This window comes from Gilliamella sp. CG22 (assembly GCF_046635725.1).
Taxonomy (GTDB): domain Bacteria; phylum Pseudomonadota; class Gammaproteobacteria; order Enterobacterales; family Orbaceae; genus Gilliamella; species Gilliamella apicola_I.
Map to the genome: position 1 here is coordinate 38,893 of NZ_JBIDFK010000012.1, position 14,665 is coordinate 53,557.

The following is a 14,665-nucleotide window of genomic DNA, read 5'->3' on the forward strand; positions in this document are numbered from 1 at the left end:
AGTTTAGTTTTTATGAGTCTGTTATTATTCCCTATTAATAATGGACTTGCTTCACAACTGGCTATTGTTATTGATGACTTCGGTTATCGTCAGCAAAATGAACAAAAAATTATTTCACTATCACCTAATATTACGATTGCAGTCTTGCCTTATTCACCCCATGCCAAACAGATGTCTACCTTAGCTAATAAACAAGGTAATGAGGTGATTATTCACTTACCCATGGCACCATTATCTAAACAACCGTTAGAAAAAGAGACACTATTTCCTTATATGGGGGAAGAAGAAGTTAATCAAATTATTGCCAATGCAGTTGAGCGCGTACCTTATGCAATTGGCGTGAATAATCATATGGGAAGTTTAATGACATCTGACCTTAAAGGTATGGAGCATGTTATGAAAGCACTTAGCCATTATTCATTCTTCTATTTAGACAGCAAAACAATAGGTAAAACGCAGGTAATTAATGCGGCTCAAAACTATAATATACCTGTTCTTGTACGAGATGTTTTTCTTGATGATAAACAGAATGAAAATGCCATTGCTTACCAATTTGATATTGCTATTGAATTAGCCCGAAAAAAGGGGCAAGCAATTGTTATTGGTCATCCTTATCCACAAACGGTGAACGTCTTAACAAAAAAGCTGTCCGAATTACCTTCAGATATACAACTTGTTAAACTTAGTCAATTAATTCATCCAGAATCCTTACCCGAAAAACCAACATTAACCTTCAAAGATATATACAAAATATTTGAAAAAATAGGTTATGAAATCTATTATTTATCAATAATTCAGCAATAATTACTTCTTCTCTAAAGTACGGTGACGGACTTGGGCTTGTTTATTTTGAGCTCGAAAAATATCAGCTAACTGGTCAGCAATGAACACGGAACGGTGTTGACCACCTGTGCAACCAATTGCAATAGTTAAATAACTTCGATTGTTTTTCTCTAACATTGGTAACCAATTTTTTAAATAATCTGCAGTTTGATAAATAAAATTGGTCACTTCATCATGTTTTAATAGATAGTTTTTGACCGGATCATCTAATCCTGTTAGTGGTCTTAACGATACATCCCAGTGTGGATTCGGTAAAAAACGAACATCAAAGACAAAATCTGCATCCACCGGTAAACCATGCTTAAAACCAAATGATTCAAAAATCATGGTGAGTTCACGCTCTTTTTTGCCTAAAATACGAGATCGTAAAATATCTGATAGTTCATGCACGGAAAGATTATCAGTATTAATCATTAAACTAGCATGAGATTTTAAGGGTTCTAAATACTTTTCTTCTTGATCGATGGCTTCTTCAAGGGAAAATTGCTGATTAGCCAATGGGTGAATTCGTCTTGTTTCACTATAACGACGGATAAGCGTATTACGGCTACAATCAAAAAAAATTATCTCAGGCGAAACAGATTGAGGTAAACGTTGAAATATATCTTTATCAAAATCAAAATTGATTGGTAAATTACGGATATCAATACTCACAGCAACAGGGGTTTTATTATTTTTGAGTGAATCAGCTAATTGTGGTAATAAAGCAACAGGAATATTATCAACACAATAAAAACCCATGTCTTCTAACGCACGTAATGCAATCGATTTTCCTGAACCTGAACGGCCACTTACTATCAGTAGGATCACAATTTCAACTCCGATATAATTGATGCATGTAAGTATATAACGTTTATTCGTAAACTTGCAATTTGGAATATAAACAATATTACAACAAACTAAATATTTTTAATATTTAGTTTTTATTTCTTTAATCAATTGTTTAAGAGCTTGCCCTCTATGGGAAATTTGGCTTTTGTGTTCTTTAGTCAGCTCAGCGGCAGTACAATTTAGTTCTGGCACATAAAATAAAGGATCATAACCAAAACCGCCTTTACCTTTTAATTCATTTAAGATTAAGCCATTCCATTTGCCTAAACAGATGATGGGAGTAGGATCGTTTTCATGACGCATAAAAACTAGAGCACAATAAAAATATGCGGAACGCTTTTCTTGAGGAATAGGTTGTAATGCTTGTAATAATTTTTGATTATTACTTTCATCATTACCGTGCTCGCCTGCATAACGTGCAGAATAGATACCCGGTTCACCATTAAGTGCTTCCACAACTAACCCTGAATCATCGGCTATGGCGGGTAACCCAGTTAATTTTGCAGCATATCTCGCTTTTATAATGGCATTTTCGACAAATGTTAAACCTGTTTCATCGGCATCAGGGAGATTAAACTGACTTTGTGCGATGATATCAAAACCCGCATCAGCCAGTAAATTTTGTAATTCATTGACTTTACCCTGATTATTGGTTGCTAAAACAATTTTTTGCATAAAGGTTCCTTAACCTATTGGCTTAATATTTGAGCTGATTGCTTAAACATAATAAGTGTTTTTTATATTTACTTATTTAAAATTCAGGATCACAAGTAAAAGTCATGTTTTCACCTGATTTAGGATGATTAATTGTTAATAATTGTGCATGCAATAGTAATCTTTTTGACATCGAGAAAGCTTCTGGATGGGCATAAAATTTATCGCCTAAAATTGGATGACCAATAGCTTGCATATGCACACGCAGTTGATGAGAGCGTCCTGTAAATGGAAATAATTTAATGCGAGTTGTATTATCGGGATTTCTTGCAATAACTTGATACTCTGTTAATGCATATTTGCCATTTTCCTTATCTACCATTTGTCTAGGACGATTTGGCCAATCACAAATCAGTGGTAATTCAACAGATCCGGTGTCTTGCTCAACATGTCCATGCACAACCGCGATATAGGTTTTTTTAGGAATACGTTCTCGAAATTGTTTTTTAATTTCTCGATCGGCAAGTTTAGATAATGCGACAACCATAATGCCACTGGTTGCCATATCTAAACGGTGTACCGATTCCACATAACTATATTTTTGTTGCAAACGATGAATGATACTGTCAATAAATTGTGGTTTATTACCAGAAACCGATAAGATTCCCGGTTGTTTGTTAACAACAACGATATGATCGTCTTGATATAAAATTGACAGCCAAGGATCAGTAGGGGGATGATATTCCAAAAGCATTTAAATATGACAATTAATAACTAAAAATTGCCATATATTCTAGCAAAATCAACAAAAAGTGCCAGTTCTATAAATTGTTTACTTATGCCATGTTGATTCTTTCGGTGAAAAGAGCTGCATAAACAATATGATCAGACCCACAATAAAATAGCAAGCAAAAATGATGATCATCCATTGTGACATTTCAATCGTTAAAAATGACCAGATTTTTTCAGAGCAAGAACCATAAGCACTAAATACTTCAGGTAACCAAGTATCTAAAGGTAACCAGGATGGAAATTCAGTTTTAATTGAACACGTATCACCAAAGCTTGGCTCGAACTGTAGTTGTGCATGGAATTTTGCTAATCGAAAACCTTGAAATGCACTAATAAGCCAAATAAAAATACCGGCTAAACGAAAAGATGTTTTGCGAGGAGCCAGAAATCCAATAAAGCTTGCTATCATGATACCAAATATTGCACAACGTTGATAAATGCACAATGTACAGGGTGCAAGACCTAAATTGTATTGAAAATGTAGAGCAATTAATTCAAAAACAACGGTTGAAAGAAAAAGTAAAAACCAAGCAAACCTTCTACGTGAGTACTGATTAAGCAGCGATAACATACTATTTTATTCTCCCAGATTCCGTTATAATTGTTTTGCTTTTATTATACTGAAAAAAACTACCTAATTATAATTAAGATTAGTGTAGATTATTTAAGAATAATGTAAACGACTTTTACTCATTGATAGCGGACTAATCATCTCTTATGCACACAAACGCTCCACAAAAAAAATTAAACGTTACTTTTGTGACTATATCTGAAGAAAATGCGACTCAACGTATTGATAACTTTTTACTCACCTATTTGAAAGGTGTACCAAAGAGTATGATCTATCGTATATTACGCAAAGGTGAAGTGCGAGTGAATAAAAAACGTATTAAGCCAGAATACAAATTGAATATTGGCGATGAAGTTCGTATTCCTCCTATTCGAGTTGCTGAAAAAGCCACGCCCGAAATCTCAACAAAATTAAATAAAGTGGCCGAATTAGAAAAGGCAATTATTTATGAAGATGAGATGATTTTAGCTATCAACAAACCTTCGGGCATTGCGGTGCATGGTGGCAGTGGTTTAAGTTTTGGTGTGATTGAAGGATTACGCGCGTTAAGGCCTGAAGCAAAATTTTTAGAGTTGGTGCATCGTATCGATCGTGAAACATCAGGGGTACTGTTGATTGCTAAAAAACGCTCTGCATTAAAAGCGTTGCATGAACAGCTTCGTCTAAAGCAGATGCAAAAAAATTATTTAGCGTTAGTGAAAGGCAATTGGTCTTCTGAATGTAAAGTGATTCAAGCACCATTGCTAAAAAATGTGCTCAAAAGTGGTGAACGAGTGGTGAAAGTTGATAAAGAAGGAAAACCTTCAGAAACACGATTTAAAGTAGAAGAACGATTTGAGTTTGCCACGTTGATAAAAGCCAGTCCTGTAACAGGCCGTACTCATCAAATTCGAATTCATACGCAATATGCTAATCATCCGATTGCTTTTGATGATCGTTATGGGGATCGCCAATTTGATGCATTATTATCACATACTACACTCAACCGTCTTTTTTTACATGCGGCGAGTGTCAAATTTATTCATCCTAAAACCCAGCAAGAAATGCTATTACAAGCCCCAATGGATGCCACATTGCAAGCTTGTTTAACTCAGCTTAGAAAAGATAAATTTAAACAAGTATAATTTAAAAAATAAATAAGGTAGTTAGCACCAATGAAAGATATCAATTTATATTTAATTAGACACGGTCAGACGGAATGGAATATTAAAGATCAAATGCAAGGCTCACAGAATTCCCCTTTAACAGAAGAAGGAATTTTAGGTGCAAAGGTGACAGGAAAGTACCTTAAAGATATTCCGTTCATACAGGCTTATTCAAGTACTCAACAGCGTGCAATGGAAACTCGAGACTATATCATCAATGAAAATGTAAATGTTATTCCAACCGCTGAACTTTCAGATTTATGCGAAATGGATTTTGGTATTTGGGAAGGTAAACATGTACCGACATTAAAAAAAGCATTTCCAGAATTTAACACTTATCTTACTGATCCTGCTAACTTTGATGCTACAGTCAATCAAGGTGAAAATTATCAACAAGTTTTGGCACGTATGGAGCGAGCATTAAAGACCATTATCGAAAATACTAAGCGAGATACCGGTAATATTTTAGTTGTTTCTCATGGCACAGTATTACGGATACTACTTTGTGTTTTAAATGGAGGAGACTGGCGTTTACACCGTGATGAAGCGTATTTTCCACGTATGTTAAATACAAGTATCAGTGTGGTTAACTATAAACAAGATGAAAATCAGCTTGAAGGGCAATTTTCGGTTAAGTTTTATAATAACGTTGATCATTTAGCCAATAAATAAATTTCTGAATGAATATTTTTCTGGCTAATGTGGATGCCATTAGCCAGAAAATTATAAATTTTACCTTTTGTATTTTGCAAAGCGTTTTTGCAGTTGCTTTAATTGATTTATTCTGGCGTCTATTTTAGATAGTGTGATTTGATCACCTTTAGCTCTATTTTTAGCGTTTTGCAGCAATTGAATAGATTCATCAAATCTACCTTGTAAAGCAATAAGCTCAGCTCTTGCAGTCATTTGTTGTGCTGTTGAGTGCAGCCCACCATAAGCTTTAATCAATTCATCCCAGCCATTCATATCGTCATTATGATCATGGGTATAGCGATGAAGAAGGCTAACCGCCTGTTGGTAATTTTTATTATTATTATAAGCCGCCGCTAAATTTAATTGTATCGCTGTGCTGCTAGGAAATTTTTTTAAAGCTTGCTGTAATCGTGTAATGGCAGCACTATTATTATTAAGTTCTAAATCAATATCAGTCATTAAATCAATAAACCATAGATTATCAGGCTGACTATCTAATAATGGTTGAAGTTGCTGTTTGGCTTGTTGATATTTACCTGCCTGATAATCCGCCAATGCGCCACAGTATATGATGGCAATTTTGCTTGGTTGATTATTTAATTTTTTATAATCTTGAATTAATAACAAAGCGGCATTTTTATTTTTAGCCGTAATAATCGCCAATCGAGCTTTAGCTAAATAGTAATCAAGAGAAGAAGTAATATTTTTTTTACTATATTGCAAAGTTCGGTTGCGAACGTCAGTTAAACGATTATTAGGCAATGGGTGAGTAAGTAATATTTCAGGCGGTTTACTACTAAAGCGCGTTTGGTCAGCAAGTTTTTGCAAAAATTCAGATGATGCATAAGGATCAAATCCGGCTTTGACTAAAGTCCTAAGACCAACACGATCCGCTTCTTGCTCATTGCTCTGAGTAAAACTAATCATACTTTGTGCAGACCCCGCCATTGTACTTGTCATTGCAGCCATTCCAGCTTCAGGATTTGCTAATGTAAGTAATATAGAACCTAACGTAGCTCCCCAAAAATAAGGACTGTTACGATTTTGGGCTTCGATTGCACGGGCTAAATGTCTTTGGGTGACGTGACCTATTTCGTGAGCCATGACCGACGCTAGTTGACTTTCGTTATCCGTATCAAGTATTAACTTAGAATGGACAACGACATTACCACCAAAAAAAGCGAAAGCATTAAGGACATCGCTACGCATGATATAAAAGTGAAAAGGGGTTTGTACCGATTCTGATTTTGAAACTAATTTTTGACCCAAATCATTAATATATTGATTCAAAACAGGATCATTTAGAATAGGGGCTTGAGCGCGTAACATTCGCATGTAATAATCCCCCATTTCCATTTCTTGACCGATACTTAATGTTGATGCAGCCGCTGTACCAATATCGGGCAAGTTAATGTTATCTGCATATACCAATGAGGTATTTTGCAATAGCAATGAAGCCGAGATTAAAAATGCAATTGTTTTTTTTAGCATTATTTTATTCCATAGGGATAATAAAATTATTAATAGTTATTTTAGCTGAAAAAAAACACAATATCACTTTGAATTTGTGATTAAACTTTACATAAAGTTAATAAGCCTAACAGATAGCATCTTTAATCAATGACGTTGTTTAGGGTTATCAAAATTTCTATCTTTTTATTGAAAAACGGCAGAGCGAATTTTTTCAATATCAACTGTTTCAAGATATTTTTTGATATTGGGATAAACATTGTAGTGATGACCAAATTCAGCTTGCATTAACTCATTAATAGCTTGAGATTTAGTCCAATTTTCAAAAACCAAACGGTACATAGCAATAGCGACGCCGGTACGATCACTACCTTGCCAACAATGGATTAATATCGGTTTAGGGGAGGTATGAATTGCTTTCATTACTTGGATCATTTTCTCATCAGTAATATCACCTGCCCGCATTCGAATCCAAACTTCTGACATCTGTGTATTTTCGACTAACTCACGATCACTGTGAAATAGCCGTAAATTTATAATGGTTTTAAAGCCAAGTTTATCAAGATATTTAAATTCAGTTATTGAAGGTTGTTCTGAGCGATAGATATCGTTAGACACTTGATGAAAATTATCCGGTAATTGATAATCAGAATTAAGCTTAGATTGACAGCCAATGAGATTTAAACTCATACAACACAGCAGTAGTAGACATATCACAATCGTTGTAATACGGTTATGACTCATTTTTAACTGTTGTGTTGTATTTTGCATAACTAATTATTCGAACATGTTTATTTAAACTGTTTGAAGACGTTTTTTAATAAATGTCATCAATTCATCGATTTTTACTAGCGATTTTTCACCACCAGCACGGTGTTTATATTCAACTTCGCCATTTTCAAGATTGCGTTCACCGATGACAAAAGTATGTGGAATACCAATGAGTTCGGCATCAGCAAACATCACGCCCGGTCGCTCTTTACGATCATCAAAGAGTACTTCAATACCTGCTGATTGTAGATCTGCATAAAGCTTTTCAGCAGTGGCTTGTACTTTTTCTGATTTATGCATATTCATTGGTATTATGGCAACGCTAAAAGGCGCAATTGCGTCAGGCCAAATAATACCGCGGTCGTCGTGGCACTGTTCAATCGCTGCTGCGACAATACGACTTACACCAATACCATAACACCCCATAATCATGACATGATTTTGACCATCTTCCCCTTGAACAGTGGCTTTCATCGCTTGAGAATATTTGGTACCTAATTGGAAAATATGTCCTACTTCAATACCACGTTTAATTTGTAATGTTCCTTTACCGTCAGGGCTAATATCGCCTTCAACCACATTACGAATATCTTCGATACGCGGTAAAGTGATATCTCTGTCCCAGTTGATATTGAAATAATGTTTATGATCGATATTGGCGCCTGCGCTAAAGTCGCTCATGACTGCCACATCACGGTCAATGATGATTGGCATATCAAGGTTTACCGGTCCTAATGAACCTGGTCCTGCATTCACTATCGCACGAATTTCATCTTCAGTTGCAAATTCTAAAGGCGATGCCACTATATCAATTTTTTCCGCTTTGATTTCGTTCAACGTATGATCACCACGGACTAATAAAGCCACAAGTTGGTGCCCACTCTCTTTAGTCGCCTTAACCATAAGTGTTTTAACTGTTTTTTCAATAGGTAAATTAAATTGTGCAACTAATTCATCAATCGTTTTGGCATTAGGTGTATCAACCAGTTCCATCGCCTTGGTTGGTGCAAGGCGACTTAGTGTTGGCGCTAATGCTTGTGCCATCTCAATATTCGCCGCGTAATCAGATTCGGTAGAAAAGACAATATCATCTTCACCACTGTCGGCTAATACTTGGAACTCATGCGACCAGTTGCCACCAATAGAACCCGTATCAGCTCGTACCGCTCTAAAATTTAAACCTGCACGTGTAAATATGGCACTGTAGGCTTTATACATATCATCATAGGTTTCTTGCAAGGATTCTTGTGAAGTATGAAATGAATAAGCATCTTTCATAATAAATTCACGAGAACGCATTACGCCAAATCGAGGGCGGACTTCGTCACGAAATTTGGTTTGAATTTGATAAACATTAAGCGGTAACTGTTTATATGAACTCACTTCGTTGCGTAGTAAGTCAGTGATCACTTCTTCATGGGTTGGACCTAATACAAAATCACGATCTCCCCGGTCTTTAATACGTAATAATTCCGGACCATATTGTTCCCAACGGCCGCTTTCTTGCCAAATATCAGCAGGTTGCACAACTGGCATTAACACTTCAATTGCCCCTGCTTTGTTCATCTCTTCCCGAACAATATTTTCAACTTTTTTAAGTACACGATAACCAGTGGGCAGCCAAGTATATAATCCTGCGGCAACTTTACGGATCATGCCGGCACGTAACATTAATTGATGGCTTATCACTTCAGCGTCTGCTGGAGTCTCTTTTAATGTAGAAAGAAGATATTTACTGGTTCGCATAAATTTATCCTGAAAAAAATAATGTACTAATGAATATACTAAAATGTGAGCTAGTTTAGCAGTCCGTCGCGTAACACTAAAGTAATTTTATGCGTAATTGTTGTAATCGACAAAAATTATTTATAAATTTAAGCAAATAAAGAGAGATAAAATGAAAATTAACAACATGACTAAGGCGCATATCTTCGCTGGGCAAAATTTTTTACGATTTAAATTGAAAGCTTGATTCTATACTTGATTATGCCATGGTTAACGCCATAATATAGCCATCATCTTTGATCAAATAGTTATTCTTACTTTAATCGACGTTAACCGTATAAAGGAAACAAATGGCTTCAGTTTTTGAGATATTTAAAATTGGTATTGGCCCTTCAAGCTCGCATACTGTTGGTCCAATGCGAGCAGGCAAAGCATTTATCGATCAGTTAATTGATAATGGTCAAATGCCTGTTGTGACTAAGATTATTGCCGATGTCTATGGTTCATTATCTTTGACAGGTAAAGGTCATCATACTGATATCGCTATTATTTTAGGGCTAGCGGGTGAAAAACCCGATACCGTTAATATCGATGATATTCCTATTTTTATTCAAAATATGAATCAAAATAAACGGTTATCTATCTATAATGGTCGTTATGAAATAGCGTTTTCAAGTGAAAATATTCTATTTCACTCTACTTTTTTGCCTAAGCATGAAAATGGTATGACTTTAACGGCTTATCAAGGTGAGCAAATACTTGCTCAAACCACTTATTATTCGGTCGGTGGTGGTAAAATTGTAGAAGATACACAGTTTGGTCAACAAGATCAAAATACGGTTGACTTTCCTTATCCTTTTTCATCGGCAGCACAACTTTTGCAGCACTGTGATGAAAACTCATTATCGATATCAAGCATTCTGCTTAAAAATGAGTTACAACTCCATTCGCAACAGGAAATTATCAACTATTTTACGTTGGTTGGACAAACCATGTTAGATTGTATTAAGCGAGGTATCCACACTGAAGGTTTATTACCGGGTGCATTAAAAGTACCTCGTCGAGCGAATGCACTTTACCGACAATTATCAACCAGTAAAAATGATAATGATCCGATGATTATTATCGATTGGATAAATATGTTTGCCTTAGCGGTCAGTGAAGAAAACGCAGCAGGGGGGCGGGTGGTGACAGCGCCAACCAATGGGGCTTGCGGTATTATTCCAGCAGTGCTTGCTTATTATGATAAGTTTATTGATCCAGTAACTCCTGATACCTATGTTCGGTATTTTTTAACTTGTGGCGCCATAGGGCTTTTATACCAAAATAATGCTTCTATTTCGGGGGCTGAAGTAGGTTGTCAAGGTGAGGTGGGAGTAGCTTGTTCAATGGCTGCAGCTGGACTTGCGGAATTACTGGGTGGCAGTCCTGAACAGGTGTGTATGGCGGCTGAAATTGGTATGGAGCATAATCTTGGTTTAACCTGTGATCCCGTAGATGGTCAAGTACAAGTCCCTTGTATTGAACGTAATGCCATTGCTGCAGTAAAAGCGATTAATGCGACACGTATGGCGCTAAGACGAACAACTGCTGCCATTGTATCTCTTGATAAAGTAATAGAAACGATGTACGAGACAGGTAAAGATATGAATGCCAAATATCGTGAAACATCACGGGGTGGATTAGCCATAACGGTGCATTGTAGTTAGTAGTGCATTTATAATTAGTAATCGATTTGAAATCTATTTCTTAAAATCAATTTTGCCAGTCAATGCTGATTGGGGCGATCCGATTTTGATTGTTGATAAACAAATTGTAATATCTTGAAAAGATTGTGAAAGGTGTGCTATTTATACTTGTATGGTAGGCTAGGTATCTAGCCATACCGACAAGCATAAAAATCAATTAGATTAAATCTTGGTCTTCCTGCTCTTTGCTTTGCTGTTTTGTTAACTTATCCAAAAGCTTTTTATGAATACCATTAAATCCTCCATTGCTCATAATTAATATTGCATCGGTTGGTTTTGCTGATTTAACAATCATTTCAACTAACAAATCAATATCACCAGACCAATAAGCCGGTTGAATACAAGCATCAACAACATCAACGACTAACCATGGTAACTGTTCTGGTTGAAAAATGAAGATTTCATCGGCACGACCTAATGACGGCGCTAATTCATCTTTCGATATGCCTAATTTCATGGTATTTGAGCGAGGCTCTAACACTGCCAGAATACGACGATTAGCACCAATTTTACTACGTAGCGCTTCTAAGGTTGCCAAAATAGCCGTTGGATGATGTGCGAAATCGTCATATATTTCAATATTATTGACTTTACCATAAAGTTCTAAACGTCGTTTAGCATTAACAAATGAGCTGAGAGCTAAACAAGCATCAGCCGGTTGAATACCGACATTATGGGCTGCAGCAATTGACATGAGTGCATTATGCATATTGTGTTCACCAACCAAAGAATACTCTACTTCGCCGACTTTTTGACTATTGTAATAAACAGCAAAGTGACTTGCGTCATGGTTAATTCTTTGAGCTAGCCAACCAGATTCTGACTCAGTAAAAGTTTGTTCACTCCAGCAACCTTTGGCTAAGACTTGTCGTAAATTCACATCATCTTGAGGCGAAATAATCAGCCCTTTGCTAGGGACTAAACGTACCAAATGATGAAATTGTTTTTGAATTGAATTAAGATCATCAAAGATATCAGCATGATCAAACTCAAGATTGTTCATAATAAGCGTTTTAGGGCAGTAATGCATAAACTTGGAGCGTTTATCAAAAAACGAACAATCATATTCATCGGCTTCAATAACAAAAAATTTACCTTCGCCTAATCGAGCGGAAACATCAAAATTACCCGGTACACCACCAATCACAAAACCTTGTTTATATCCCTGTTTTTCTAAAATCCAATTGACCATGCCTGCTGTGGTTGTTTTACCATGCGTTCCTGCAACAGCGATAACCCAACGATCTTTTAATACATTGTCATGTAACCATTGTGGTGCAGAAATATAAGGAATATTACTATTTAGTATATGCTCGACACAAGGATTACCTCTGGATAAGGCATTACCAATAATGACTAAATCCGGGCTAGGAGTCAGTTGTGATGGATCATAACCTTCAATAATGTCAATATGCTCTTTTTGTAAAAGCGTGCTCATAGGTGGATAAACGTTTTTATCTGAGCCAGTAACTTTATGGCCAAGAGAACGGGCTATTAATGCAATTCCTGCCATAAATGTGCCACAGATCCCAAGAATATGAATATGCATTTTTAGTCCTCAATCTCTACAAATTATGTTAATAAACTAGTCTTTATCTGAATTATATCAAAGGTTAATGTAATGTAACTTTTAAATATTCTGCGAATTATAATCGATTTTGATCAACTATGCGATAGGCCACAAATGTCTAATCAATAATTTGGCAGCTTGATTACCACGAAACTCATCTACGTCTAAATGATAAACAAGTTTAGCTTGTTTTATTGATAAATCAGGCCATTCTAGACGATCAACATTAAATGCAATACCATCAATGATTGGTCCGCCATTTTTAGGTTCTAAAACCAATTTAAGATGCTTGTCTGCCAATAATCGCTGTTGATGAATGATGAATTCACCATCAAAAATAGGTTCAGGGAATCCTTCTCCCCAAGGCCCGGAATCTTTTAATTGTTTGGCAATTGAATAATTGAAATCTTGTCCATCGATTTCCCCGTCTGTTTCAATAACCGTTTCTAATAATTTGTCATCTAATCGTTTAAGTAATAATGCTTCAACACATGCGGTAAAACGTGATAAATCATTTTCATGTATTGTTAAACCAACCGCCATCGCATGTCCCCCAAAACTTACCATAAGCTCAGGGTGTAAGTGCTGCAATTCATCAAGTAAATCGCGTAAATGAATTCCTTTAATTGACCGTCCAGATCCCTTTAAAAAACCATCTTGAGTAGAAGCAAACGAAATAACCGGACGATGATATTTTTCTTTCAAACGGGAAGATAAAATCCCAATGATACCTTGATGCCACTCGGGGTGATAAACCACTAGAAAGTGAGGAATCGAGGTTTTTTCATTCTCCATTTTTTCAATGAAAGACAGTGCTTCTTGATGCATCGTCTGTTCAATTAATTTGCGATCATTATTTAAATTATTAAGATCAGTTGCTAAGTTAAGGGCGGTGTCAGGGTGGTCACAGAGTAATAATTCGACACCAAGCGACATATTGTCCATTCTCCCAGCGGCATTTAATCTTGGTGCAATGTAAAAAGCAAGATCAGTCGCATTACATGAACAGCAATCTTTTTTGGCAACTTGCAATAATGCCTTAATACCTTCACAACAGTAACCAAAGCGGATTCGGCTAACGCCTTGATGAACTAAGATACGGTTGTTATGATCCAGTTTCACGACATCGGCAATAGTTCCCAGTGCAACTAAATCTAATAAATTAGCAATGTTAAATTCAGCTAACTGATTATCATTAAACCAGTTTTCTTGCCGTAATTTTGCTCTTAACGCTAACATTAAATAAAATGTCACGCCCACTCCAGCTAAATTTTTGGAGGGAAAGGTACAATCAGGTAAATTAGGGTTAATAATGGCATCCGCCGAAGGTAACGGGTTTGGGCATAAATGATGATCGGTAATAATGACTGGCAAATTAGCTTGTTTAGCAAATTCGACTGCTTCAATAGCTGAAATGCCATTATCGACAGTAATAATCAGGTCAGCTTTCGATGATATCGCTTTTTTAACCACTTCAACACTTAAACCATAACCATCTTCAAATCGGTCAGGAATAATATAGTCGACAAACTGACATCCCATCTGTTTTAATGCTCGGACAGCCAATGCGGTACTGGTCGCCCCATCGGTATCAAAATCGCCGACAATCATGATTCGTTGATTGTTTTTCATGGCTGAATAGATAATTTCAACGGCTTTATCTATACCATTTAACTGATCATAATTACTTAGATTTCGAGCAGCATAATCAATCTCTTTGCTTGATGTCACGCCACGTAGAGCATAGATTCGTTGCAATAATGTTGGAATGTCATTCGAAAATTCAGGATGTAACTCGGGTAATTTACGACGTACTAATTTAGTTTTATTCATATTTTCAATGTTAGCGCAT

13 protein-coding genes are annotated in these 14,665 nt (G+C 36.1%); 4 read left to right on the forward strand and 9 right to left on the reverse strand.

Going from position 1 to position 14,665, the window contains the following annotated elements:
• The first annotated feature begins 12 nt into the window (after positions 1-12).
• The gene (locus ACGH46_RS09800) at positions 13-804 is read left to right on the forward strand and encodes a divergent polysaccharide deacetylase family protein (protein ID WP_411605483.1); all 792 of its coding nucleotides are present in this window, start codon (positions 13-15) and stop codon (positions 802-804) included.
• Here ACGH46_RS09800 and rapZ read toward each other — a convergent pair whose 3' ends face one another.
• From rapZ to dsbB, 4 genes are all read right to left on the reverse strand, one after another.
• Positions 805-1,653: an RNase adapter RapZ gene (gene rapZ, locus ACGH46_RS09805; RefSeq protein WP_411605485.1), complete on the reverse strand. Its 849-nt coding sequence runs from the start codon at positions 1,651-1,653 to the stop codon at positions 805-807.
• A gap of 99 nt (positions 1,654-1,752) precedes the next feature.
• The gene (locus ACGH46_RS09810) at positions 1,753-2,349 is read right to left on the reverse strand and encodes an XTP/dITP diphosphatase (protein WP_267380244.1); all 597 of its coding nucleotides are present in this window, start codon (positions 2,347-2,349) and stop codon (positions 1,753-1,755) included.
• Positions 2,350-2,425: 76 nt separating this feature from the next.
• Positions 2,426-3,082, reverse strand: coding sequence for a bifunctional tRNA pseudouridine(32) synthase/23S rRNA pseudouridine(746) synthase RluA (gene rluA, locus ACGH46_RS09815; RefSeq protein WP_267360896.1), 657 nt, complete (start codon positions 3,080-3,082; stop codon positions 2,426-2,428).
• A 78-nt stretch (positions 3,083-3,160) separates the two neighbouring features.
• A complete protein-coding gene (dsbB, locus tag ACGH46_RS09820) occupies positions 3,161-3,691 on the reverse strand; it encodes a disulfide bond formation protein DsbB (RefSeq protein ID WP_065558397.1) in 531 nt (176 codons plus the stop codon).
• Positions 3,692-3,837: 146 nt separating this feature from the next.
• Between dsbB and rluC the strand changes: the two genes are divergently transcribed.
• On the forward strand, positions 3,838-4,815 hold the full coding sequence (rluC, locus tag ACGH46_RS09825) for a 23S rRNA pseudouridine(955/2504/2580) synthase RluC (protein WP_411605487.1): 978 nt from the start codon (positions 3,838-3,840) through the stop codon (positions 4,813-4,815).
• 30 nt (positions 4,816-4,845) lie between these two features.
• On the forward strand, positions 4,846-5,508 hold the full coding sequence (locus ACGH46_RS09830) for a histidine phosphatase family protein (RefSeq protein ID WP_411605488.1): 663 nt from the start codon (positions 4,846-4,848) through the stop codon (positions 5,506-5,508).
• 60 nt (positions 5,509-5,568) lie between these two features.
• Here ACGH46_RS09830 and ACGH46_RS09835 read toward each other — a convergent pair whose 3' ends face one another.
• The 3 genes from ACGH46_RS09835 to proS form a co-directional block, all read right to left on the reverse strand.
• The gene (locus tag ACGH46_RS09835) at positions 5,569-7,020 is read right to left on the reverse strand and encodes a M48 family metalloprotease (protein WP_411605489.1); all 1,452 of its coding nucleotides are present in this window, start codon (positions 7,018-7,020) and stop codon (positions 5,569-5,571) included.
• 165 nt (positions 7,021-7,185) lie between these two features.
• Positions 7,186-7,770 (reverse strand): tyrosine-protein phosphatase, encoded by a 585-nt coding sequence (locus tag ACGH46_RS09840; protein ID WP_267350093.1) that lies wholly within the window; start codon positions 7,768-7,770, stop codon positions 7,186-7,188.
• Positions 7,771-7,794: 24 nt separating this feature from the next.
• Entirely contained in the window at positions 7,795-9,516 is a 1,722-nt protein-coding gene (proS, locus tag ACGH46_RS09845; RefSeq protein ID WP_411605490.1) for a proline--tRNA ligase, read from the reverse strand.
• Between the two features lie 329 nt (positions 9,517-9,845).
• Between proS and ACGH46_RS09850 the strand changes: the two genes are divergently transcribed.
• The gene (locus tag ACGH46_RS09850; protein WP_267350091.1) at positions 9,846-11,204 is read left to right on the forward strand and encodes an L-serine ammonia-lyase; all 1,359 of its coding nucleotides are present in this window, start codon (positions 9,846-9,848) and stop codon (positions 11,202-11,204) included.
• A 196-nt stretch (positions 11,205-11,400) separates the two neighbouring features.
• Here ACGH46_RS09850 and mpl read toward each other — a convergent pair whose 3' ends face one another.
• Together mpl and recJ are read right to left on the reverse strand one after the other, a co-directional pair.
• Positions 11,401-12,792 (reverse strand): UDP-N-acetylmuramate:L-alanyl-gamma-D-glutamyl-meso-diaminopimelate ligase, encoded by a 1,392-nt coding sequence (mpl, locus tag ACGH46_RS09855; RefSeq protein ID WP_267350090.1) that lies wholly within the window; start codon positions 12,790-12,792, stop codon positions 11,401-11,403.
• 117 nt (positions 12,793-12,909) lie between these two features.
• Positions 12,910-14,646 (reverse strand): single-stranded-DNA-specific exonuclease RecJ, encoded by a 1,737-nt coding sequence (gene recJ / locus ACGH46_RS09860; RefSeq protein ID WP_411605491.1) that lies wholly within the window; start codon positions 14,644-14,646, stop codon positions 12,910-12,912.
• Positions 14,647-14,665: the final 19 nt, after the last annotated feature.

Excerpts from the sequence above, each read along its gene's own strand:
- rluC (WP_411605487.1), top strand. The coding sequence starts at position 3,838 with ATGCACACAAACGCTCCACAAAAAAAATTAAACGTTACTTTTGTGACT.
- ACGH46_RS09840 (WP_267350093.1), bottom strand. The coding sequence starts at position 7,770 with ATGCAAAATACAACACAACAGTTAAAAATGAGTCATAACCGTATTACA.
- ACGH46_RS09800 (WP_411605483.1), top strand. The coding sequence starts at position 13 with ATGAGTCTGTTATTATTCCCTATTAATAATGGACTTGCTTCACAACTG.
- ACGH46_RS09850 (WP_267350091.1), top strand. The coding sequence starts at position 9,846 with ATGGCTTCAGTTTTTGAGATATTTAAAATTGGTATTGGCCCTTCAAGC.
- dsbB (WP_065558397.1), bottom strand. The coding sequence starts at position 3,691 with ATGTTATCGCTGCTTAATCAGTACTCACGTAGAAGGTTTGCTTGGTTT.
- ACGH46_RS09810 (WP_267380244.1), bottom strand. The coding sequence starts at position 2,349 with ATGCAAAAAATTGTTTTAGCAACCAATAATCAGGGTAAAGTCAATGAA.
- rluA (WP_267360896.1), bottom strand. The coding sequence starts at position 3,082 with ATGCTTTTGGAATATCATCCCCCTACTGATCCTTGGCTGTCAATTTTA.
- ACGH46_RS09835 (WP_411605489.1), bottom strand. The coding sequence starts at position 7,020 with ATGCTAAAAAAAACAATTGCATTTTTAATCTCGGCTTCATTGCTATTG.
- mpl (WP_267350090.1), bottom strand. The coding sequence starts at position 12,792 with ATGCATATTCATATTCTTGGGATCTGTGGCACATTTATGGCAGGAATT.
- proS (WP_411605490.1), bottom strand. The coding sequence starts at position 9,516 with ATGCGAACCAGTAAATATCTTCTTTCTACATTAAAAGAGACTCCAGCA.
- ACGH46_RS09830 (WP_411605488.1), top strand. The coding sequence starts at position 4,846 with ATGAAAGATATCAATTTATATTTAATTAGACACGGTCAGACGGAATGG.
- recJ (WP_411605491.1), bottom strand. The coding sequence starts at position 14,646 with ATGAATAAAACTAAATTAGTACGTCGTAAATTACCCGAGTTACATCCT.